Source organism: Bradyrhizobium sp. CAR08 (genome assembly GCF_052871955.1).
The window spans coordinates 207,653-227,271 of record NZ_JBIXJX010000013.1; the positions used below are offsets into that span (position 1 = coordinate 207,653).

A 19,619-nucleotide genomic window follows, 5' to 3' on the forward strand; every position below is an offset into this window, starting at 1 on the left:
ATCGCGGGGGCACGCCTGGAAGGTGAATTGCGCGCCGCCAATCCACCCGACACGGCCTCACGCGTTGAACCAGCCCTGCGCGTCGCCGCGGAACGAGAAATACAATCCCATCGCGGTCAGCACGCAGGAGACGATCTCGATGGCGCTGTCGAGTTCCATGCCTTTCTCGCCGATGATCTGGCCGAGCGAGATCACCGACAGCACGAGCGCTGCCGCCAGCACCCAGCGCGGCCAGTTCTTGCGCCCGTGCGCGGCCAGCCGGACGAAATACACCAGCAGCAGGATCATGCCGCCAGCGAGCAGCGACGACGTCATGATCATCTGTTCGGTCATCTCGGCAGTCGGCGTGCGGTCCTGCACCGCCACCGACAAGGCATCCAGCATCAACGATGCATAGAGCAACGCTTCGAAGCGCCGTACGTTGCTGGGTACGCTCATCGTCGACCGATCTTTTCTTGGTTATTCTTTGGGAAATTCCAGGCCCATCTCGCGGTAGCGATCGGGATCGTCGCTCCAGTTCTCGCGCACCTTGACGAACAGGAACAGGTGCACCGGCACGCCCAGGATCTCGCCGATCTCCTTGCGCGATTCCGCGCCGATCGACTTGATGGTGGCGCCACCGGCGCCGAGCACGATCTTGCGCTGGCTTTCGCGCTCGACGAAAATCGTCTGCTCGATGCGCACCGACTTGTCCTTGCGTTCTTCCCACTTGTCGGTCTCGACGGTGGACTGGTAGGGCAGTTCCTGGTGCAGTTTGCGAAAGATCTTCTCGCGCGTGATCTCGGCCGCGAGCTGCCGCATCGGCGCGTCCGACATCTGGTCTTCGGGATAGAGGAACGGCCCCGGCGGTACGATCTCGGACAGCGTACGCCTGAGGTCATCGACGCCGTCGCCGGAGATCGCCGCGATCATGAACGTCTTTGCGAAGGCCATGCGCTCGTTGGCAGCCTGCGCCAGCGCCAGCAGCTTCTCGCGCTGGACCAGGTCGACTTTGTTGATGACCAAAATCTTCTCGTGCTTGACGCTGGCGACCTTGGTGAGGATTGCCTCCGCTTCCTCGTCGATGCCGGCCTTGGCATCCAGCAGCACGCAGACGAGGTCGGCGTCATGCGCGCCGCTCCAGGCGGTCGAGACCATGGCGCGGTCGAGCCGGCGCTTGGGCAGGAAGATTCCGGGCGTATCGACCAGGATGATCTGCGCGTTGTTCTCGATCACGATGCCGCGGATCAGCGCGCGCGTGGTCTGCACCTTACGCGAGACGATCGTGACCTTGGCCCCGACCAGCGCATTGACCAGCGTGGATTTGCCGACATTCGGCGCGCCGATCAGCGCGACGAAGCCGCAGCGCGTGGCAGTGGGCGCCTCGCCGCTTGCTTCAACCGTCATTGCCGCCGCCAACGCCTTCACGTTCGATCATCACTGAAGCTGCCACTTTCTCTGCCGCGCGCTTGCTGCCGCCGATGCCTTCCGCCGGTGCCAGCCCCGGCAGGTCGACCGCGACGCGGAATTGCGGATCGTGATGCGGGCCGGTGCGCTCGACCTCGCGATAAACCGGCGTCGGCAATCCCTTGCCCTGTGCCCATTCCTGGAGAACGGTCTTGGGATCGCGCAAGGGACGTCGCGGCTTGTGCATGCGCTCGGTCCAGTTGCGCTTGACGAAATCGGCCGCTGCCGCGTAGCCGCCGTCTAGGAAGACGGCGCCGATCACGGCCTCGCAGATGTCGCCGAGCACGCTCTTGCGCAGGCGCGCGTCGGCGCTGGAGCCGACCGAGCCGAGCTTGATGTCGTCGAGCAGACCGAGCGACTTGGCGACATCGGCGCAACTCTCCTTGCGCACCAGTTCGGCAAGTCGCTTGGACAGCTCGCCTTCGTCGGCGTTCGGGAAGGCGTGATAGAGCATGTCGGAGACGACGAGCCCGAGCACATGGTCGCCGAGGAATTCCAGCCGCTGATAGCTGTCGCCGCGCTTGCGCCCGGACTTCAGCGCGGAGACATGCGTGATGCCTTGCATCAAGAGGTTCGGATCGACAAAGCTGTAGCCGATGCGTGCCTCGAGCCCCGCATTCGCATCCGAGCCCCTGACCTTGCTGCTCCGCACCCGCTTCTTCTTTGCGGGCGTCTTGATCTCAGGCGTCTTGACCTCAAGGGTCTTGGTATCAAGAGTCTTGGTCGCAGCTTCGCCGTCGGGGCCCGCTTGCGCCTCGGTCGGTAGGGTCGTGATGTCCTTGGCTTCGTCTTTCATCGGACGATTTTGAAGAAGCGATTCCAGCGCACCGCCCAAGGCCAGCGCCAGAACATCCAGGCATGCTCGCCTTCGGCGATCGAGAAGAAGATCATCTGGGCGCGCCCGATCAAATTCTCCTGCGGCACGTAGCCGACCTGGCCGAGGAAGCGACTGTCGGTGGAGTTGTCGCGGTTGTCGCCCATCATGAAGAAGTGGCCGGTCGGCACGGTGTAGACGTTGGTGTTGTCGACGTAGCCGTTGTCGGCGCAGTCCAGCGTCTCGTAGGACACGCCATTCGGGAGCGTTTCCTTCCAGCGCTTCACCCGGGAGACGCCGCTGCCTTCGGCGCCGCAGGGGTCCTCGCCGACAAATTCGCTCATGCGCTGCCGCTCGACCGGCGTGTCGTTGATGTAGAGCAGCCCGTCCCGCATCTGGATGCGGTCGCCGGGCAGGCCGATCACGCGCTTGATGTAGTCGGTGGAATCGTCCTTCGGCAGGCGGAATACGACGATGTCGCCGCGGTTCGGGTCCGAGCCCCAGATCCGCCCCGAGAACAGCGGCGGCGAGAACGGGATCGAGTAGTGGCTGTAGCCGTAGGAATATTTCGAGACGAACAGATAGTCGCCGACCAGCAGTGTCGCCTTCATCGAGCCGGATGGGATGTTGAACGGCTGAAACAGGAAGGTGCGGATCACCAGAGCGATCAGGAGAGCGTGGATCACGACCCGGATCGTTTCGCCGATGCCGCTCTCAGTTTTCGTTCCTGAAGTCACGCTCATTGCTCTCTCAATTCCGGCGGGCGGTCACAGCGCGCCCTCCTCCCGCGAATAGCCCATCGCTCGCGGCCCAAGGAGATTGTCCTGATTCTGATAATGAGGGCCAATTCCGGCGTAAAGCCGAATTCGCCCAGCCTGATTTGCGTCCGCGGACTTTTAGACGGTTGTCGGAGGCCACGCAATCAAGGATCGCGTCAAAACTGCATAAGCGCTTGATTTTGAATGCGAATTATAAAATTATCGGAGCACCGTCAGGGTTTGCCAGCGGCACGGCCGAAATGATGACGAAGGCCTGTGCCAGCGGCCAGTCATCGGTGATCGACAGGTCGATCTGCGCCGCGAACCCTTCGGGCGTCAGGGCCTGGAGCCGGGCCAGCGCCCCGCCCGTCAATTGCATGGTTGGCCGCCCTCCCGGCAGGTTGACCACCCCCATGTCGCGCCACCACACGCCGCGCCTGATGCCGGTGCCGAGTGCCTTGGAGCAGGCCTCCTTGGCGGCGAAGCGCTTGGCGTAGGTTGCCACCACCATCTTCTCGTTCTTGGCGCGCCGCTCCGCCTTGGCCCGCTCGGCCGCGGTGAAGATGCGGTCGAGGAAGCGCTCGCCATGGCGGTCGATCACCTTGCCGACCCGGGTGATGTCGATCAGATCGGAGCCGATGCCGATGATCATGCCCGGCTCCGGCCGCGGTCCATCGCCGCGCGCATGCTGCGAACCGTCTCGGCGAGACCGACGAACAGGGCTTCGCCGATCATGTAGTAGCCGATGTTGAGCTCCATGATGTCCGGCAAGCCGGCGATCGTCTCCGCCGTCGCGTAGTCCAGCCCGTGTCCGGCGTGAACCTCCAGCCCTGCTTCTTTCGCCAGCTTCGCCCCTGCCACGATCCGCCGCCATTCGGCCTCGGCCTTGTCGGCGTGACCCTCGACGACGGCGTCGCACCAGGCGCCGGTGTGGATCTCAATCACGGGTGCGCGCAGCCGCGCCGCCGTCTCGATCTGGGCGGGATCGGCCGCGATGAACAGCGACACCCGGATGCCGGCATCGTTCAGCCGCGCGATATAAGGCGCCAGCGCATTGTGCTGGCCGACGACGTCGAGCCCGCCTTCGGTCGTCACCTCCTGGCGCCGCTCCGGCACGAGGCACACCGCATGCGGCCTGGTGGCGAGCGAAATACGCATCATGTCCTCGGTCGCCGCCATCTCGAAATTAAGCGGCTTGGAGATCTCGGCTTTCAGCCGCGCCATGTCCTCGTCGCGGATGTGCCGGCGATCCTCGCGCAAATGAGCGGTGATGCCGTCGGCGCCGGCCTCGATCGCCAGCAGCGCCGCGCGCACCGGATCGGGATTGCGGCCGCTGCGCGCGTTACGCAGGGTCGCGACATGGTCGACATTGACGCCGAGGCGGAGCGGAGGTGCAGGCATTTCAGGACTCACGGAATCATAGGAATGGACCATGACGGAAGGCGTCTATCCATTAACACGTTCGGCGCGGGCGACGACCGCCTTCGCGCGCAGCTGGGCCAGGATCGCGCTCAAATGCTTGAGATCGTAGACTTCGAGATCGATCGTCGTCTCCGTGAAGTCCGGTGAGCGGCGCTGCATGCTGATGTTGTCGATGTTGCCGTCGTGCTCGGCGATCACGGTCGCGATCTGCGCCAGCGCGCCGGGTTCGTTGACATTCTCGACCTTGATGCGGGCCGGGAAGCGCTGCGGCGCGGAGTCCTCGATGTCCCAGCGCACGTCGAGCCAGCGCTCCGGCTCTTCTTCGAAATCCTTCAGGGCCGGCGCCTGGATCGGGTAGATGGTGATGCCCTCGCCCGGCGTGACGATGCCGACGATGCGGTCACCGGGCACTGCACCGCCATTCGGCGCGAACTTCACCGGCAGGTCGGAATTGATGCCGCGGATCGGGATCGCGACCGGGGTGCGCGGCGGTTCGAACGACTTCTCCTTGAGCTTGCCGGCAAGCCCCTTCTTGACGCCGTAGCGCGCGATGCGCTCCTCCTTGTAGTCGGGATACATCGCACGCGCGACGTGGGAGGCCTTGATCTCGCCGCGTCCCACAGCCGCCATGACGTCCTCGATCGAGGTTCGTGCCAGCCGCGGCAGCGCGCCCTTGAGCTTGTCGTCGGCATATTCGATCTTGGCGCGCTCGAACAGGCGCTCGACGATGCGCCGGCCGAGACCGACATATTGATCGCGCACCGCAGTCCTGGTGGCGCGGCGGATTGCGGCGCGCGCCTTGCCGGTGACCGCGAGCGTTTCCCAGGCCGACGGCGGCGCGGCTTGTGCTTCCGAGGTCAACACCTCGACCTCGTCGCCGTTCTGGAGCTCCGAGGACAGCGGCGCAAACTGGCCGTTGATCTTGCAGCCCACCGCGCTGTTGCCGACGTCGGTATGCACGGCATAGGCGAAGTCGATCACGTTGGCATGGCGCGGCAGCGCGATCAGCTTGCCCTTTGGGGTGAAGCAGAACACCTGGTCGTGGAACAGCTCGAGCTTGGTGTGCTCGAGGAATTCCTCGGGGTTGGCGCTCTCCGAGAGGATGCCGATGGTGTGGCGCAACCAGGCGAACGCATTGGACTCGCGCTTGAGGAATTCGGTCGGCGAGCCCACGCCTTCCTTGTAGAACACGTGCGCGGCGATGCCGCGCTCGGCGATCTGGTCCATTGCCTCGGTGCGGATCTGCAACTCGACGCGCTGGTTGCCGGGGCCGATCACGGTGGTGTGGATCGAGCGGTAGTCGTTCTGCTTCGGCGTCGAGATGTAGTCCTTGAACCGCCCGGGCACGACCGGCCAGTTCGTGTGGACGATGCCGAGCGCGCGATAGCAGGCCTCGATGTCGTTGACGACGACGCGGAAGCCGAAGATGTCGGACAATTGCTCGAAGCCGACCGACTTGCGCTCCATCTTGGTCCAGATCGAGAATGGCTTCTTGCGGCGGCCATAGACCCGCGCCCCCAGGCCCCGGTGGCGCAGATTGTTGGAGAGCTGGTCCTCGATTTCGCCGATCAGATTGCGGTTGCGCTCGGCCAGCGCATCGAGCCGCTGCATCACCACCGAATAGGCTTCCGGGTCGAGCGTCCGGAAGGACAGGTCCTCCAGCTCCTCGCGCATTTCCTGCATGCCCATGCGCCCGGCCAGCGGCGCATAGATGTCGAGCGTCTCCTCGGCGATGCGCCGTCGCGATTCCGTCGGCACGAAGTCCAGCGTGCGCATGTTGTGCAGGCGATCGGCGAGCTTCACCAGGAGCACGCGGACGTCGTCGGCAATGGCCAGCAACAATTTGCGCAGGTTTTCGGCCTGTTTGGCTTCCCGCGACACCAGCTCCAGCCGCTTCAGCTTGGTCAGGCCTTCGACCAGCGCGCCGATCTCGGGCCCGAAGATCTGGTCGATCTCGGCCCGCGTCGCTTCGGTGTCCTCGATCGTGTCGTGGAGCAGCGCAGCCACGATGGTGGCGTCGTCGAGTTTCAGGTCGGTGAGAATCGCCGCCACTTCGAGCGGATGGGAGAAGTACGGGTCGCCCGAGGCGCGGGTCTGCGAGCCGTGCGCCTTCATGGCGTAGACATAGGCGCGGTTCAGCAGATCTTCGTCGGTATTGGGATTGTAGGACCGGACGCGCTCGACGAGGTCATATTGACGCATCATGCGGGCGCGAGGCTTCGCCGGGCGCGCTACCGGCGCAGTCGGGGCCACGGCAACCGATTCGGTTGCGGCCTGCATCTGCGTTGGTGTGCGGCGTCGATATGCCATGCCGTCCTGCCTTCAAACGGACCACGACAGAGCCCGTTGTATACATCTTAGCTCCGATCGCGCGCGTGTCCGATCAATTCAGTGACAGGGACAGGCGCGAACCGACGACGCTATGGTAACCACGAAAACGCCAACAAAAGCAAAGGCCCGAACAACGGTTCGGGCCTTTGATCAGATCACAAAGAAGTCGATGAGCGCGACGGGACGATTTACTCGTCTTCCTCGGGTTGCTCCTCGGGCGGCGCGAGGCCTTCGAGACCCTTCAGGAGCTCTTCTTCCGTCATGCGCTCAACGGCGACTTCGGTATCGTCTGCATCCACGCTTGCACCGGCGGAACCGATCAGCGGCACAGTGTCAGGCTCGGGCTCGTCGACCTCGACGAACTTCTGCAGCGAGTGCACCAGCTCCTCGCGGAGGTCCTCCGGCGAAATGGTGGTCTCAGCAATTTCGCGCAAAGACACAACAGGGTTCTTGTCGTTATCGCGGTCAACCGTTAGTTGTGAACCAGACGAAATCATGCGGGCGCGGTGGGCGGCCAGCAGGACCAGGTCAAACCGGTTGTCGACCTTGTCGATACAATCTTCTACGGTGACGCGAGCCATCGACTGTCGCTCCGTTGTGGGTGGGACGAAATATGTGGATGAATGCCGGTAGTTATAGCGACCGGGAGGGTTTCGCAAGGCCAATTTGTGATTTGGCCTCGCCAAACGGCTCTGCTACCCCCACATTGGCGCTGGGATGGGTGGTTACCCGGGCCGCCGGCGAGGGCGGCGCCGGGTATGTGCAAGTTGGCCATAACTATACCTTGATTGCCCCGACTTCTCCGGATTTGCGGTTTCGACGGGTTTCGGCGGGACTTTAGAAGCGCGCGGCTTGCTGTCGCCGCGCCAACAATAAACGATCAATCACGAACTCTACGCGAGCAAACTGAATGTCACCTTCCTCTACCGACAAGATCGCGCTCTTCATCGATGGAGCCAATCTCTACGCGACGGCAAAAACTCTGGGCTTCGACATCGATTACAAGCGCCTGCTGAAGGAGTTTCAGAGCCGCGGGACGCTACTTAGGGCGTTCTACTACACCGCGATCATCGAGGATCAGGAGTACTCCTCGATCCGGCCGCTGATCGACTGGCTCGACTACAACGGCTACACCGTCGTCACCAAGGCGACCAAGGAGTTCATCGACGCCTCCGGCCGCCGCAAGGTCAAGGGCAACATGGACATCGAGCTCGCTGTGAACGCCATGGAGCTCGCCGAGCACATCGACCAGATGGTGCTGTTCTCGGGCGACGGCGACTTCCGCTCCCTGGTCGAGGCCGTTCAGCGCCGCGGCGTGCGGGTCACCGTGATTTCCACCATCGCGAGCCAGCCGCCGATGATCGCCGACGAGCTGCGCCGCCAGGCCGACGTCTTCACCGACCTCGTCGAGCTGCAGTCCAAGCTCGGTCGCGACCCGTCCGAACGCCCCGCCCCGCGTGACCGCGGCGACCGCGAGGCGCGCCACCACGCTCCGCAGTTCCTCCAGCGCGCAACCACGATGGCGCCGGCGAGGGGCGATGACGACTTCGAGGAGTGAGGCGGCCCGGTCAAGCCGCCAGCCTCTCAGCCTCGTCCCCGACCGTGACTGTCCGCTCTGTCCCCGCCTGGTCGCCTTTCGCGAGGCGAACCGCGCGCGCGAGCCGTTGTGGCACAATGCACCGGTTGCGCCTTTCGGCGACATCAAGGCGCGCCTGCTGATCGTCGGCCTTGCGCCGGGGATGCAGGGCGCCAACCGCACCGGCCGTCCCTTCACCGGCGATTATGCCGGAGACCTGCTCTACGCCACGCTGCTCGAATACGGCTTCGCCAAGGGCCAATATCAGGCGCGTCCCGACGACGGCCTGAAGCTGGTCGACTGCCGGATCGCCAATGCGGTGCATTGCGTGCCGCCGCAGAACAAGCCGCTGCCGGTCGAGATCAACACCTGCCGGCAGTTTCTCGCCGCGAATCTCGCAACGATGCCGAACCTGCGCGCGATCGTCGCCCTCGGGCGCATTGCGCACGACACCGTGCTCAAGCCGCTGAACCTGAAGGGATCGCAAGCCCCCTTCGGCCACGGCGCCGTGCATCAGGCCGGCGCATTCAGGCTCTACGACAGCTATCACTGCTCCCGCTACAACACGAACACCCGCGTGCTGACGCCGGACATGTTCCGCTCCGTGTTCGCGAAGGTGAAGGCCGACCTCGACTAATCCCTAGACAAGCCTTTGGCCGGATTGGCCTTCAGCCAGTCCAGCACATCGCCGGCGTTCCGGTCGGGCGGAAACACCGGATAGAACACATGCGTGATCCTGGCGTCGTCGACGATCAGCGCAAGGCGCTTGATCAGCGTCAGGCCCGCAACCTCCATGGTCGGCAAATTCAGGGCGCGCGTGAGCGCCAGCTTCTCGTCCGAGAGCACCGGGAACGGCAGATGCAGCCGCGAGGCCATCTCGGTCTGGTACGCGTTGCTCTGGGTCGAGAGGCCGAACACCTGCGCGGCGCCGGCGGCCTTCAGCTCGGCGAACAGATCGCGAAACGCGCAAGTCTGCGGCGTGCAGCCGCGCGCGCCCGGGATCATGTCCCAATCGTCGACCAGCGCGATCTTGCCGGGCTCGCCGGTGCGCGGATAGGCGAACACCACGGTCCGGCCACGCAGCCCCGACAGCGCAACTGACGTGTCGTCAGTGGCGAGCAGGCTGACCGGCGGCAGCGTCATGCCTTTCAGGTGCGCGGCGCCGCCGTCGTCCGCAGGGGCGGGAATCCGGGTCCAATCGACCTCGAGCAGGTTTCTCTGAGTCATCCTGCTATCCCCTCGCCCGCATCAGGCGGCCCTTCTCCCGGCTCCAGTCGCGCTTCTTCTCGGACTCGCGCTTGTCGTGCAGCTTCTTGCCCTTTGCAACCGCGAGCTGCAATTTCGCGCGACCACGCTCGTTGAAGTAAAGCTTGAGCGGGATCAGCGTCATGCCTTCGCGGTCGACCGCGCCCATCAGCTTGTTGATCTGCTTGCGATGCAGCAGCAGTTTTCGCGGCCGCTTGGGCTCGTGATTGAAGCGGTTGCCCTGGAGATATTCCGGGATGGTGGCGTTGATCAGCCAGATCTCGCCGTCCTTGGAATCGGCGTAGGATTCCGCGATCGTGCTCTTGCCGTTGCGGATCGACTTGACCTCGGTGCCGGTCAGCGCAATGCCGACCTCGATCGTATCCTCGATCGCATAGTTGAAGCGGGCCTTGCGATTTTCCGCCATGACCTTGATCGGACGTTCGTTCTTGTCGGCCATGCGAGACAAACCTGATCGAGATGCGCGAGGACGCTAACAGTTTGGATGAAGCCCGCGCGTCAAGACTTCTTGAGGAGATCGCGGATTTCGGTCAGCAGCTCGACCTCGGCCGATGGCTTCGGCGGAGCGGCAGGTTCCGCCTCGTCCTTGCGCTTCAACTTGTTCATGGCACGGATCACCAGGAACAGCACGAAGGCAATGATGATGAAGTTGATCGTCAGCGTGAGGAAGTTGCCCCAAGCCAAGACGGCGCCCTGTTTTTTCGCGTCCGCGAGATTTGCGGCGGTGACCTTGCTCGAAAGCGGCGTGAAGTAGTTCGAGAAGTCGAGACCGCCGGTGGCCGCACCGATGATCGGCATGATCACGTCGCCCACCAGCGATGTGACGATGGCGCCGAAGGCCGCGCCGATGATGACGCCGACCGCGAGGTCGACGACGTTGCCCTTCATGGCGAACTCGCGGAACTCCCTGAGCATCCGCGTGCCTCTTTCCTCGATCGCCATGAAAGCTCCCCGATCGGCCAGCGCGTCAGTTGATGAGGCCGGCATGAACCATTGCGCTGCGCACGGCAACGCGGGTCGGCTCGGTGACCGGCACCATCGGCAGCCGCAACGTCTCGTCCAGCTTGCCGAGCAGCGACAGCGCGTACTTGATCGGCGCCGGATTGCTCTCGATGAAGAGGTTGTTGTGCAGCGGCATCAGCTTGTCGTGCAGCTTCAGCGCGGTGGCATGGTCGCCCTTCGCCCAGGCGGCCTGGAACTCCGAGCACAGCCGCGGCGCGACGTTCGAGGTCACCGAGATGCAGCCATGGCCGCCATGGGCCATGTAACCCAGGATGGTCGCATCCTCGCCGGAGAGCTGGTTGAAGTCCTCGCCCATTGCCGCGCGCTGCTGCGAGACGCGAACCATGCTGGCAGTGGCGTCCTTGACGCCGGCGATGTTCTTCAGCTCCCACAGCCGCGCCATGGTGTCGACCGACATGTCGATCACCGAACGCGGCGGGATGTTGTAGATGATGATCGGAATCCCGATCGCGTCGTTGATCGCCTTGAAGTGCTGGTACATGCCTTCCTGGGTCGGCTTGTTGTAGTAGGGCGTCACGACCAGAACCGCGTTGGCGCCCGCCTTTTCAGCGTGCTGGGCGAGCTCGATCGCCTCCTTGGTCGAGTTGGAGCCGGCGCCGGCGACGACAGGCACGCGGCCTTTCGCTTCCTCGATGCACCATTCGACGACCTTCTTGTGCTCGTCATGGCTCAGCGTCGGGCTTTCGCCGGTGGTGCCGACCGGGACCAGGCCGTTGGTGCCCTCCGAAATCTGCCAGTTGACCAGCGAGCGGAACGCCGCCTCGTCCAGCGAGCCGTTCTTGAACGGCGTGACCAAGGCGGTGAACGATCCCCGGAATTTCGTCTTGGCTGCCATGGACTTCCTCCGTACGCGGCGATCTCGAGCAAGCCGCATTCATATCGGGTCTATCCCGCCGGTAAAAGACCCGCTTCCGTGTGACGCACGGGTTTAGGCCGCGATTTTGCCGCGGTGGTGGTGCAAACCCGGCAAAGGTAAGCGGCTGTTGGTATTTTGTCCGCATATTCAATCAAATATAGCCAGATCTTGTACAGCTAGGTCTTGAGCCAATTGACTGATTCGGGGCGACGAAACGCCGTGATCTCCTTTCCGCGCGCCGCATGGCGATCCATCTGTCTGGTCGTGTGCCTGATGGCAGGGCTGTCGGCCGGCTGCGCCGCCTGGGCCAAATCCAATGAAACAACCGCGGAGACCGTGAAGGAAACCGCGAAGGAAATCGCAAAGCCAGCCGCCAAGGACACCGCGAAGGGGGCGTCCAAGGGAACCGGCAAGGACATTTCGAAGGACGCCGCCAAGGGCGCAAGCAAAGGCGCGACCAGTCCACCCGCCAAGGATGCCCCGAAGAAGCCTGCCAAGGACGCTGGCAAGGATGCTGGCAAGAACGCAGCCAAGGAACCTGCGAAGGACAAGCTGAAGCCTGCGGCTGTCGCGCCGAAACCTCAGCCGGCCGCTGGCGGCTCGGTCCCGAAGACCGCACCCGCACCGGCAGCAACGGCCATCGTCAGACCGACCGCCCCGGCCTCCGCCAAGCCCGTCGCGGCTCCTGTCCTGGCTCCGGCGACCCGCCAGCATGCCGCCCCGCGCAAGCCGGTCACACCGGCTGCGGTTGCTGCGACCTCCTCGACGCCGCAAGCCGACAAGGACACGCTGGAGACCGTGATCGAGCTCGTGCGCAAGCGCAAGGCGGGCGACGCCACCAGTGCCGCGGCCACGATCTCGGATCCGGTCGCGCGAAAACTCGCGGAATGGATCATCCTTCGCAGCGAGGACAATGGCGCGACTGTGGAGCGCTACCGCGCCTTCCTGTCCGCCAATCCGAGCTGGCCCTCGCAGACCTTCCTGCGCCGGCGCCTGGAGGCCGCGATGTGGGACGACGGGCGCGACGACCAGGTCGCGTGGTCGTGGTTCGAGAACGAATCCCCCGTGTCCGCCAAGGGCCGCTTCACGCTCGCCAAGGCGATGCTGGCGCGCGGCGACCGTGCCAACGCCGAACGTCTGGTGCGCGATGCCTGGCGCAGCGACCCGATGTCGGAAGAGACCGAAAACAACGCACTCGACCAGTTCGGCGCGCTGCTGACGCCCGGCGATCAGAAGGCGCGGATGGATACGCTGCTGTACGGCAGCGAGAACGAGGCCGCATTGCGGGCTGCAAAGCGCCTCGGGGCCGGCTATGTCGCACTCGCCAAAGCCCGCATCGCCTCCCTCAAGAAAGCGCCGAACGCTCGTGCGCTGCTCGAAGCCGTGCCGCGCGAGCTGCACGGCGATCCGGGCTTCATCTTCAGCAAGATCCAGCTGCTGCGCCGCGAGGAGAAATTTGCGGAAGCCGCCCAGCTCATGCTGTCGGCACCGAAGGATCCGGGCCGGCTCTACAATCTCGACGAATGGTGGATCGAACGGCGCCTCCTGGCGCGCAAGATGATCGACACCGAGGAATTCCGCAGCGCCTATCTGATCGCGCGCGATGCGGCCCTGCCCTCGCGCGACATCTACAAGACCGAGCAAGAGTTCACCGCCGGCTGGATCGCGCTGCGCTTCCTCAACGATCCCGCGGCCGCCACCCAGCACTTTGCCCGCATCGGGATCGGCAGCGTCAATCCGACCACGCTGGCGCGCGCCGGCTATTGGCAGGGCCGCGCCGCCGAAGCTGCAGGCCGCCAGCAGGAGGCGCGCAACGCCTACGCGCGGGCCGCCGAGCAATCCACCAGCTATTACGGCCAGCTCGCACGCGCCAAGCTCGGCCTGCAGCAGATCGAGCTCAACGCTCAGCCGCGCAGCCGCGGTGCCGAACGGCTGGAGATCGTGCGCGCCGCGCAGCTGCTCTACGAGCTCGACGAGCGCGAGATGGTGATACCGTTGCTCGCCGACATGGGCGAGAACGGCGATCCCGAAGCGCTAGCCGGCCTCGGCGAGCTCACCCAGCGCCACAGCGACGCGCGCGGCATGCTGCTGCTCGGCAAGGCCGCGCTCAATCGCGGGCTGCCGTTCGATTTCTATGCCTATCCCGTCAACGGCATTCCGCAATTCACGCCGATCGGACCCGAGGTCGAGCGCAGCATCATCTACGCCATCGCGCGGCAGGAGAGCGCCTTCAATCCCTCGGTCGTCTCGCCGGCGCAGGCCTATGGGCTGATGCAGGTGACGCCGGACGCTGCACGCTATGTCTGCAAGCGGCACGGCGGGACCTACGATCTGGGGCGTCTGAAGAACGATTCGGCCTACAACGCCACGCTCGGCTCGGCCGAGCTCGGTGGACTGCTCGAAGACTATCGCGGCTCCTACATCATGACCTTCGCCGCTTACAATGCCGGCCGCGGCAGTGTGAAGAAGTGGATCGACCGCTACGGCGATCCGCGTGACCCCAAGGTCGACGCGGTCGACTGGGTCGAGCTGATCCCGTTCTCCGAGACGCGCAACTATGTGCAGCGGATCATGGAGAACCTTCAGGTCTACCGCGCCCGCTTCGGCGGCGGCACCCGGTTGCAGATCGAGGCTGATTTGCGCCGTGGCGCCGGCAGCGTGGAATAGCGGCGTGCCTATGAGACTCGCTTGCGGCGATCCGATAACAAGGTATCCGCGCGAGGGGGTAACGCGGTCAGCTCCCGGCGTTTGAGGCGGGGCCATCAACATGGGCCGGAGTGCTCCAGACCGTACGGTGAGAAGCTGAACGAGAAGATCGTGCAGGGCGGATCGGGCGCGCCGCAATAAGAGAAGAAAAGAACTACAAACATGGATCAGGCAATGTTGAGCGTCGCCCGTGCAGTAGAGGCAGGCGCGACGACGATGAAGGGTGTGATCGACGCCACGGGACTATCTCGTCTCAAAATCGAACGTGCGTTGAATGCGCTGGAAAAGCAGAAGCTGCTGGTCCGCGACGGGCAGGGTTTTCGCGGAACCAGCCCGACGAGGACAGCCCAGCCAGCCCGGCAATGCGGCTCGTGCAATGCCTGCTGCGATATCCTCGAAGTGGCGGCCGTCGACAAGCCGGTGAACCAGCTGTGCAGGCATTGGCAGACTGGCACTGGATGCACCATCTACGAGCGCCGTCCGCAGATGTGCCGGTCCTTCGTCTGCGCCTGGCTGCAGGGCCATCTGGATGACGACTGGTTTCCGGCGAAATCGGGCATCATCGTGCATTTCAGCCAGGACGCGGTCAACGTTACCGTCGATGACCATTGCCCCGATCGCTGGCGGGAGGAGCCCTATTTCAGCAAGCTCGCCGAATGGTCGCTGAATGGCATCAAGAGGATCGGAAACCGCGGCTACGCGACCCTCGTCGTCTCCGGTGCCGAGCGGTTCCTGCTGCTCGGGCGAACCGTCGTTCCGGAGCCGACGCTGTTCGGCACCGCGTTCCTCCCGCTCACCGCCGACACATTTCGATTCTGGCGGGCGAAATCCCCGGAGCATCTGCAGCGGCTGCACGAGCGCATCGCCGAGATCGAGCGGATCAGACAGGAATTCGGCTCCTGCACCATTCCCTCGAATGAGGACGACGATCCGCAAGCCCCCTATCGGCCGGCTCTTCTACGGCTGTCGCACCACGCCTGAACTCCGACGTCGTCGACGCGGCCTAGTCCGCTCTATGCCGCTCGACTCGCGCTGGTTGCGGTCGAGACGGGCAGACCACGTTGGACGCCGTGGTGGCCATGAATCTCAAGGACCTGCCGGCGACTCCGCCTCTTGCCGCGGCGGCTGAAGTGGTCTTGATCGCGCGATCCGAACCCAGCTCTTGATCACCCAAAGCTACTCATCATTCCACACTCCACTCGTTCTTCAGAACATGTCGGAGATCCGTGGTCCGCCTGGTGCAAAAAAAAGCCCCGGCGGTTTCCCGCCGGGGCTCTCTGTCAGGTCGTTAGACCGAACTTACCAGTTGCGCTGAGCGCGGAGGAGCAGAACGAGCGTGTCCTGATCCTTCAGCTCGTACACGGCGGCCGGCTTGGCCGTCGTGCCGGCACCAGCGTAAGCAACCGTACCAGCGTACTTCTGGTCCAGATGGGTCCAGGAGAGGTCGGCCGAGAACGTCAGGTTCTTGACCGGGGTCCAGCGGGTGATGACACCGACCTGGCCGATGGCGAAGTCAGGATTACAACCCGTCACGCCCGCCAGGCCGCCGAACACGCCGCCAGCGCCGCCAGCGCCGCAGAGGGTGGTCTTGGCAAGAGTGCCGTACTGCGCCTGAGCGTAAGCACCGTAGATCGCGGTGTTCCAGTATGGATCCCAGTTATGGGTGTAGGCACCGCGGAAGCCCCAGGTCTTGACGGTTTCCTGACCGCTGCCGGTCACGAACACGGTGTCCGGAGCGATGGCGAAGCCGACGCTCTGGTAGGCAACGCCGGAGCTGCCGAACATCGAGTAGCTGCCGCCCGCCAGGTTCGGGAAGTTGTAGCGGGATGCGCCGTCGGTGTAGACGCCCTGGATGTTGATCACGTCACCCGCGCCAGTCGGGATGTTCTTGATCGACAGAGCGAGCTGAGCCGCCCAACCCCACTTGTCGTCGGGATGGCCAGTCGGCTCGGTGGCGCCGTAGTAGGCAACGTGGTTGTCATGCGCAGCGACCGACGCCTGGAACAGACCCCAAGCCTGGTCGACACGGACCATACCGACGAGGTTCGGCGAACGCGAACCGCCGATGGCATTCGTCGCATCTTCAGCCGAGAACGACGCCGTCACGCCCTGACCGAAGTCAGCGGTGTAGGATGTCCCCCTCCGTCGCTCAGTCACAATTACCGAACCCCCTTGCACACACAACAACAGAACGCTTCAGAACCGGCCGATCGAGCGTGTTTTCCAGCGGGTGTTGCACAAATAACACGCAGATGTGATCAGGGTGACTTTGGAACACGTTGAATCTGCTGATCTTTTTCGACAGGTTTCATCTGCCATCAAAAGTTCCCGCACCAGCCCCTCACATCCGTGGAGACGCCTCGCTGTGGGTCTGGGGCGCCCGAATCGTGGAATCAACCAGGGACTCGCCGTGCGCCAGTCCTTCGGGAACTGGCTGGCCTGACCATCAAGCGGCTGCAAGATCGACAAAATATCGATCTGCGCATCGTCGATCGCTTGCAGGACTTCACCGTCGAGCTTGTCTCGCAATCGACAAAGCGATGAAATGACTCTTCGAGCCGCTTGCGGAGATCGCTGTTGTCGTCAGGACCGATTGAAAACGCGTACGTCTCGAAGCGATCGGGATATTGCCTATCGATATCTCGCAGTGAGCTACCCAGCTGGATGCTCTACGTCCTGACTATTGTAAGATGAGATCCGTAGCGGCGGAGTCCTGATAGTTGAAGAATGAAACAGCGTGCCAGATCGTCCCTGCTTTGATTTCCAAGGGCCGTTTCCACGGAAAGAGAAATCGCCAGACAAGGCCCTCCCTGATTGCGGCGACGCCTGGCGCGACGGGGCAGATCCTCGGCCGGCGAGCGAGTTATCCCAAGTGAGAGCGCCCTTCCCGCAGCCCCGTCGGCCGATCTGAGGGCAATCACCGCTCATAGTTTGTGGCGAATCACGGAAAGAGACAATCAAATCAATCGCTTGCAAATGAATCACTGATGAGGCGGTCGGCGACGAAGGCAGTCGTCCCACACGCGGGCCATCCGATCCAATTTGAAAGCAAAATCAATCGTTTATATGGATGAAGGGAGCCGTTGTCCGCGCCAGAACCACTCTTAATACAAGCGCCAGAACCTCAGCTTGGCGTCCGTTATCGCGGCGTTACGTTCTCGGCCCGAGAGCAAACCGCCTGGTTTCGGAATTCGCTGGGAATATTCGAGCAAAAACACACGCTTCCAAATTGACCAGCCCAAGTAATTAGATGCATAAGGCTCGCACCGGAGAGGTGGCCGAGTGGCTGAAGGCAACGCTTTGCTAAAGCGTCATACGGTCTCAAGCTGTATCGAGGGTTCGAATCCCTCCCTCTCCGCCACTCCGCAGCTGTCCGGCCCGAAGACATGGGTAACGGAACGTACCTAAGACATGGGTGACAGCCTCGTGCCGAACGGGTTGTCGAGAGGTTGCAGGGTTTTCTGCTCCGGGTCGAAGTATCCCAGATCATAGTGCAAGGGCGCGATCTGAATCCGCCGCCTCTGATCTGCGCCCAGTCATCTCGTCGGGATCGCTCACGCCGCTCCGAATCCGGACGGCGGACCACGAGGGAACCCGATGAGCGAAAATCAGGTTCGCCTGCGAAACGACCGCCGGGACGTGATTCACCGCTCAGTGGGCGGAGACCCAGGCCCTCGCCTCGCGTTGCGCGGCCGAGATGTCGGCGTCCGACATCTGTCCGGCGACTTCCTGGCGCAGCGTCACGGCATCCTTGCGGCCCTTGAGCGCGGCGAGGTTGAACCATTTGTGCGCGGCGACGAGATCGACGAGACCGGAGCGTCCGCTCGCCCAATAGAGGCCGCGCTCGAACAGCACGTCCGACAGCGCGCCTGCGTCGATCGGCGTCGCGGTCTCCAGATCGAAAGTACCCTGAAACATAACGCATCCCCTTTTTTCTTATGCCGCCTCGTCCCCCGAGCGCGGCTCCCGTCCAATCAACTGTTCAACTCATCCCCGAGGCTTTTTGCTCGTGCCGTTTGCCGGCTTGTTGGAGGTAATGATGGCGGGCAAATTTGAATGGCAGTTTAAGTATCGCGATGAAGCAGACGTAAACGCGCCCACGCCAGGCGCGCACGACAAATGCAGGAAATCCCTATTTTGCAGGGACTTCTGCAATTCGTCAGATTCGGTTTACCTTGGGATTTTGGGAGAACGATAACCATTGCGCACGGTGAGGCGCGTCCTGTGGTGTCCCCGCCTGCTGTCGTCACCGTATTCCAGAGACAGCAATGGTCCCACGAGAAGCTGCGGGGTACTGGATCGCCCGGTCGGAGCCGCGCGATGACACCGCGAACGGAGAAGCGGTGCGCGAACTGCCTGCAATTGCGCTGCAGCCTCCCTGCTCAAGCAGGGCGCGCATATGAAGAAACATATGGCTGCAAGCTCGACTGCGGCCATCCTTCGAGACGCCCGCCTGCGGCGGGCCCTCAGGATGAGGGATGAGGATGCGGCAGCATCAACGCAGATGGATGCAGCCGAGCCTCATCCGGAGGGGACCGCGAAGCGGTCCTCTCGAAGGACGAGGTGCTCGCTCAGGCGCCGCTGACGTCATATGCGACAACCCTGACTGCTCAAGGGCAGAACGGCCACATCGCGGTCAGATCAACAATGTCGGGAGATGGGAATGCCGGCAATACCCCGGCCTCATGAGAACGAGGGCGTCGGCGAACACGTCAGGACCAGATTCCACGTTGGCCGAAGGCCGCCTGTGAAATTGCGGAGCCCCTTACGGAGAGCCGCACCGAACGAAGAAAACTTGTTTCTTCTGCCGGACCGGGCTTAGCGAGCGAACCCGCGAAGAGAACGATCCGACCGTTGACCTGATGTCTCGCCGACACCCTCTATCGTCGACCAGAACCTTTTGAGAGGCGCTGATGACGTGCCGGCTCTCTAGGAGCCGGCAACTTCAAAAAGCGAAGTTACTTCTTCTTGGCGACCTTGCGGGTCTTCTTCGCAGTCTTCTTCACTGCGCTCTTCGCCTTCTTCGCCTTCTTCGCCTTCTTAGCTTTCTTGGCCATGTTGCCCTCCGATGTGTGAGATGGCTTAATCGCTGCATGCAGTCGGGGATCGAGTGCACACTCATCCCGAATACACCAACACAACGAAAAAAACAGCGTCTCGCTTAAAGAAGTGTTGACGGCGAAACGCGCCTGCGCTGGCGAACGCGATGCAAACGGACTGCATGAGGTGTGCTTGCGATCGCAGAGAGTGCCCGCGGCATCGACGTTTGCAGAAGATGCGATTGTAGAAAAACACTATGCAGCAAGTATTTTCTTGCACGCGTGCATCGCGCACGATCGTTGCAATGATGCATCCTGCCGATCGCGCGAGCGCCTCGCGAAGGCGCTTCGCGGACTCTGAGTCGCGACTTTTGGCAACGAA

Annotated in this window: 17 protein-coding genes, 1 tRNA gene and 1 pseudogene; 5 read left to right on the forward strand and 14 right to left on the reverse strand. The window is 63.2% G+C overall.

Translation table 11 applies throughout. The annotated features are described in order from the left end of the window. Positions 1-57: 57 nt before the first annotated feature. The 8 genes from ACIPUD_RS26415 to rpoZ all read right to left on the reverse strand — a co-directional run bounded on the left by ACIPUD_RS26415 (position 58) and on the right by rpoZ (position 7,352). Positions 58-438, reverse strand: a complete 381-nt coding sequence (locus ACIPUD_RS26415) for a hypothetical protein (protein WP_018458405.1) — start codon at positions 436-438, stop codon at positions 58-60. A gap of 21 nt (positions 439-459) precedes the next feature. Further along, positions 460-1,386 (reverse strand): GTPase Era, encoded by a 927-nt coding sequence (gene era / locus ACIPUD_RS26420; RefSeq protein ID WP_446481829.1) that lies wholly within the window; start codon positions 1,384-1,386, stop codon positions 460-462. Next, positions 1,376-2,242, reverse strand: coding sequence for a ribonuclease III (rnc, locus tag ACIPUD_RS26425; RefSeq protein ID WP_247542712.1), 867 nt, complete (start codon positions 2,240-2,242; stop codon positions 1,376-1,378). The genes era and rnc overlap by 11 nt, the downstream gene beginning before the upstream one ends. Next, the gene (gene lepB / locus ACIPUD_RS26430) at positions 2,239-3,003 is read right to left on the reverse strand and encodes a signal peptidase I (RefSeq protein WP_018458408.1); all 765 of its coding nucleotides are present in this window, start codon (positions 3,001-3,003) and stop codon (positions 2,239-2,241) included. The genes rnc and lepB overlap by 4 nt, the downstream gene beginning before the upstream one ends. A 226-nt stretch (positions 3,004-3,229) precedes the next feature. Next, the gene (gene acpS / locus ACIPUD_RS26435) at positions 3,230-3,670 is read right to left on the reverse strand and encodes a holo-ACP synthase (protein WP_446481830.1); all 441 of its coding nucleotides are present in this window, start codon (positions 3,668-3,670) and stop codon (positions 3,230-3,232) included. Next, on the reverse strand, positions 3,667-4,419 hold the full coding sequence (locus tag ACIPUD_RS26440) for a pyridoxine 5'-phosphate synthase (protein ID WP_026233571.1): 753 nt from the start codon (positions 4,417-4,419) through the stop codon (positions 3,667-3,669). Before ACIPUD_RS26440 ends, acpS begins: the two co-directional genes overlap by 4 nt. Positions 4,420-4,464: 45 nt before the next feature. Further along, the gene (locus ACIPUD_RS26445) at positions 4,465-6,750 is read right to left on the reverse strand and encodes a RelA/SpoT family protein (protein ID WP_247362571.1); all 2,286 of its coding nucleotides are present in this window, start codon (positions 6,748-6,750) and stop codon (positions 4,465-4,467) included. Between the two features lie 209 nt (positions 6,751-6,959). Continuing rightward, entirely contained in the window at positions 6,960-7,352 is a 393-nt protein-coding gene (gene rpoZ, locus ACIPUD_RS26450) for a DNA-directed RNA polymerase subunit omega (RefSeq protein WP_007603391.1), read from the reverse strand. 329 nt (positions 7,353-7,681) lie between these two features. Here rpoZ and ACIPUD_RS26455 point away from each other — a divergent pair, with 329 nt between their 5' ends. After that, the gene (locus ACIPUD_RS26455; protein ID WP_007603390.1) at positions 7,682-8,329 is read left to right on the forward strand and encodes a LabA-like NYN domain-containing protein; all 648 of its coding nucleotides are present in this window, start codon (positions 7,682-7,684) and stop codon (positions 8,327-8,329) included. After that, positions 8,310-8,984 carry a uracil-DNA glycosylase gene (locus ACIPUD_RS26460; RefSeq protein ID WP_106944134.1) on the forward strand — a complete coding sequence of 225 codons (675 nt, stop codon included), beginning with the start codon at positions 8,310-8,312 and terminating at the stop codon, positions 8,982-8,984. Before ACIPUD_RS26455 ends, ACIPUD_RS26460 begins: the two co-directional genes overlap by 20 nt. On the opposite strand, the gene ACIPUD_RS26465 is transcribed toward ACIPUD_RS26460, so the two are convergent. From ACIPUD_RS26465 to dapA, 4 genes are read right to left on the reverse strand one after another with little or no spacing between them, the layout of a single operon-like run. Beyond that, positions 8,981-9,574: a peroxiredoxin gene (locus tag ACIPUD_RS26465; protein ID WP_018458412.1), complete on the reverse strand. Its 594-nt coding sequence runs from the start codon at positions 9,572-9,574 to the stop codon at positions 8,981-8,983. The two genes, ACIPUD_RS26460 and ACIPUD_RS26465, sit on opposite strands and share 4 nt — an antisense overlap. Positions 9,575-9,578: 4 nt before the next feature. Continuing rightward, positions 9,579-10,052: an SsrA-binding protein SmpB gene (gene smpB / locus ACIPUD_RS26470; protein ID WP_007603387.1), complete on the reverse strand. Its 474-nt coding sequence runs from the start codon at positions 10,050-10,052 to the stop codon at positions 9,579-9,581. A gap of 59 nt (positions 10,053-10,111) precedes the next feature. Then, positions 10,112-10,528 carry a large conductance mechanosensitive channel protein MscL gene (gene mscL, locus ACIPUD_RS26475; RefSeq protein WP_026233574.1) on the reverse strand — a complete coding sequence of 139 codons (417 nt, stop codon included), beginning with the start codon at positions 10,526-10,528 and terminating at the stop codon, positions 10,112-10,114. Positions 10,529-10,580: 52 nt separating this feature from the next. Beyond that, entirely contained in the window at positions 10,581-11,471 is an 891-nt protein-coding gene (gene dapA, locus ACIPUD_RS26480; protein WP_007603384.1) for a 4-hydroxy-tetrahydrodipicolinate synthase, read from the reverse strand. Positions 11,472-11,765: 294 nt separating this feature from the next. Between dapA and ACIPUD_RS26485 the strand changes: the two genes are divergently transcribed. Next, positions 11,766-14,159 carry a transglycosylase SLT domain-containing protein gene (locus ACIPUD_RS26485; RefSeq protein WP_446481831.1) on the forward strand — a complete coding sequence of 798 codons (2,394 nt, stop codon included), beginning with the start codon at positions 11,766-11,768 and terminating at the stop codon, positions 14,157-14,159. A gap of 201 nt (positions 14,160-14,360) precedes the next feature. Then, a complete protein-coding gene (locus ACIPUD_RS26490; protein WP_247298797.1) occupies positions 14,361-15,179 on the forward strand; it encodes a YkgJ family cysteine cluster protein in 819 nt (272 codons plus the stop codon). 318 nt (positions 15,180-15,497) lie between these two features. Here ACIPUD_RS26490 and ACIPUD_RS26495 read toward each other — a convergent pair. Beyond that, a pseudogene (locus ACIPUD_RS26495) lies at positions 15,498-16,370 on the reverse strand (porin); the annotation flags it as partial. 1,096 nt (positions 16,371-17,466) lie between these two features. Here ACIPUD_RS26495 and ACIPUD_RS26500 point away from each other — a divergent pair. Further along, a tRNA-Ser gene (locus ACIPUD_RS26500) sits at positions 17,467-17,559 on the forward strand. Between the two features lie 290 nt (positions 17,560-17,849). On the opposite strand, the gene ACIPUD_RS26505 is transcribed toward ACIPUD_RS26500, so the two are convergent. Then, a complete protein-coding gene (locus ACIPUD_RS26505; RefSeq protein WP_007611206.1) occupies positions 17,850-18,116 on the reverse strand; it encodes a hypothetical protein in 267 nt (88 codons plus the stop codon). Positions 18,117-19,619 lie beyond the last annotated feature (1,503 nt).

Excerpts from the sequence above, each read along its gene's own strand:
- ACIPUD_RS26415 (WP_018458405.1), bottom strand. The coding sequence starts at position 438 with ATGAGCGTACCCAGCAACGTACGGCGCTTCGAAGCGTTGCTCTATGCA.
- era (WP_446481829.1), bottom strand. The coding sequence starts at position 1,386 with ATGACGGTTGAAGCAAGCGGCGAGGCGCCCACTGCCACGCGCTGCGGC.
- rnc (WP_247542712.1), bottom strand. The coding sequence starts at position 2,242 with ATGAAAGACGAAGCCAAGGACATCACGACCCTACCGACCGAGGCGCAA.
- lepB (WP_018458408.1), bottom strand. The coding sequence starts at position 3,003 with ATGAGCGTGACTTCAGGAACGAAAACTGAGAGCGGCATCGGCGAAACG.
- acpS (WP_446481830.1), bottom strand. The coding sequence starts at position 3,670 with ATGATCATCGGCATCGGCTCCGATCTGATCGACATCACCCGGGTCGGC.
- ACIPUD_RS26440 (WP_026233571.1), bottom strand. The coding sequence starts at position 4,419 with ATGCCTGCACCTCCGCTCCGCCTCGGCGTCAATGTCGACCATGTCGCG.
- ACIPUD_RS26445 (WP_247362571.1), bottom strand. The coding sequence starts at position 6,750 with ATGGCATATCGACGCCGCACACCAACGCAGATGCAGGCCGCAACCGAA.
- rpoZ (WP_007603391.1), bottom strand. The coding sequence starts at position 7,352 with ATGGCTCGCGTCACCGTAGAAGATTGTATCGACAAGGTCGACAACCGG.
- ACIPUD_RS26455 (WP_007603390.1), top strand. The coding sequence starts at position 7,682 with ATGTCACCTTCCTCTACCGACAAGATCGCGCTCTTCATCGATGGAGCC.
- ACIPUD_RS26460 (WP_106944134.1), top strand. The coding sequence starts at position 8,310 with ATGACGACTTCGAGGAGTGAGGCGGCCCGGTCAAGCCGCCAGCCTCTC.
- ACIPUD_RS26465 (WP_018458412.1), bottom strand. The coding sequence starts at position 9,574 with ATGACTCAGAGAAACCTGCTCGAGGTCGATTGGACCCGGATTCCCGCC.
- smpB (WP_007603387.1), bottom strand. The coding sequence starts at position 10,052 with ATGGCCGACAAGAACGAACGTCCGATCAAGGTCATGGCGGAAAATCGC.
- mscL (WP_026233574.1), bottom strand. The coding sequence starts at position 10,528 with ATGCTCAGGGAGTTCCGCGAGTTCGCCATGAAGGGCAACGTCGTCGAC.
- dapA (WP_007603384.1), bottom strand. The coding sequence starts at position 11,471 with ATGGCAGCCAAGACGAAATTCCGGGGATCGTTCACCGCCTTGGTCACG.
- ACIPUD_RS26485 (WP_446481831.1), top strand. The coding sequence starts at position 11,766 with ATGGCAGGGCTGTCGGCCGGCTGCGCCGCCTGGGCCAAATCCAATGAA.
- ACIPUD_RS26490 (WP_247298797.1), top strand. The coding sequence starts at position 14,361 with ATGGATCAGGCAATGTTGAGCGTCGCCCGTGCAGTAGAGGCAGGCGCG.
- ACIPUD_RS26505 (WP_007611206.1), bottom strand. The coding sequence starts at position 18,116 with ATGTTTCAGGGTACTTTCGATCTGGAGACCGCGACGCCGATCGACGCA.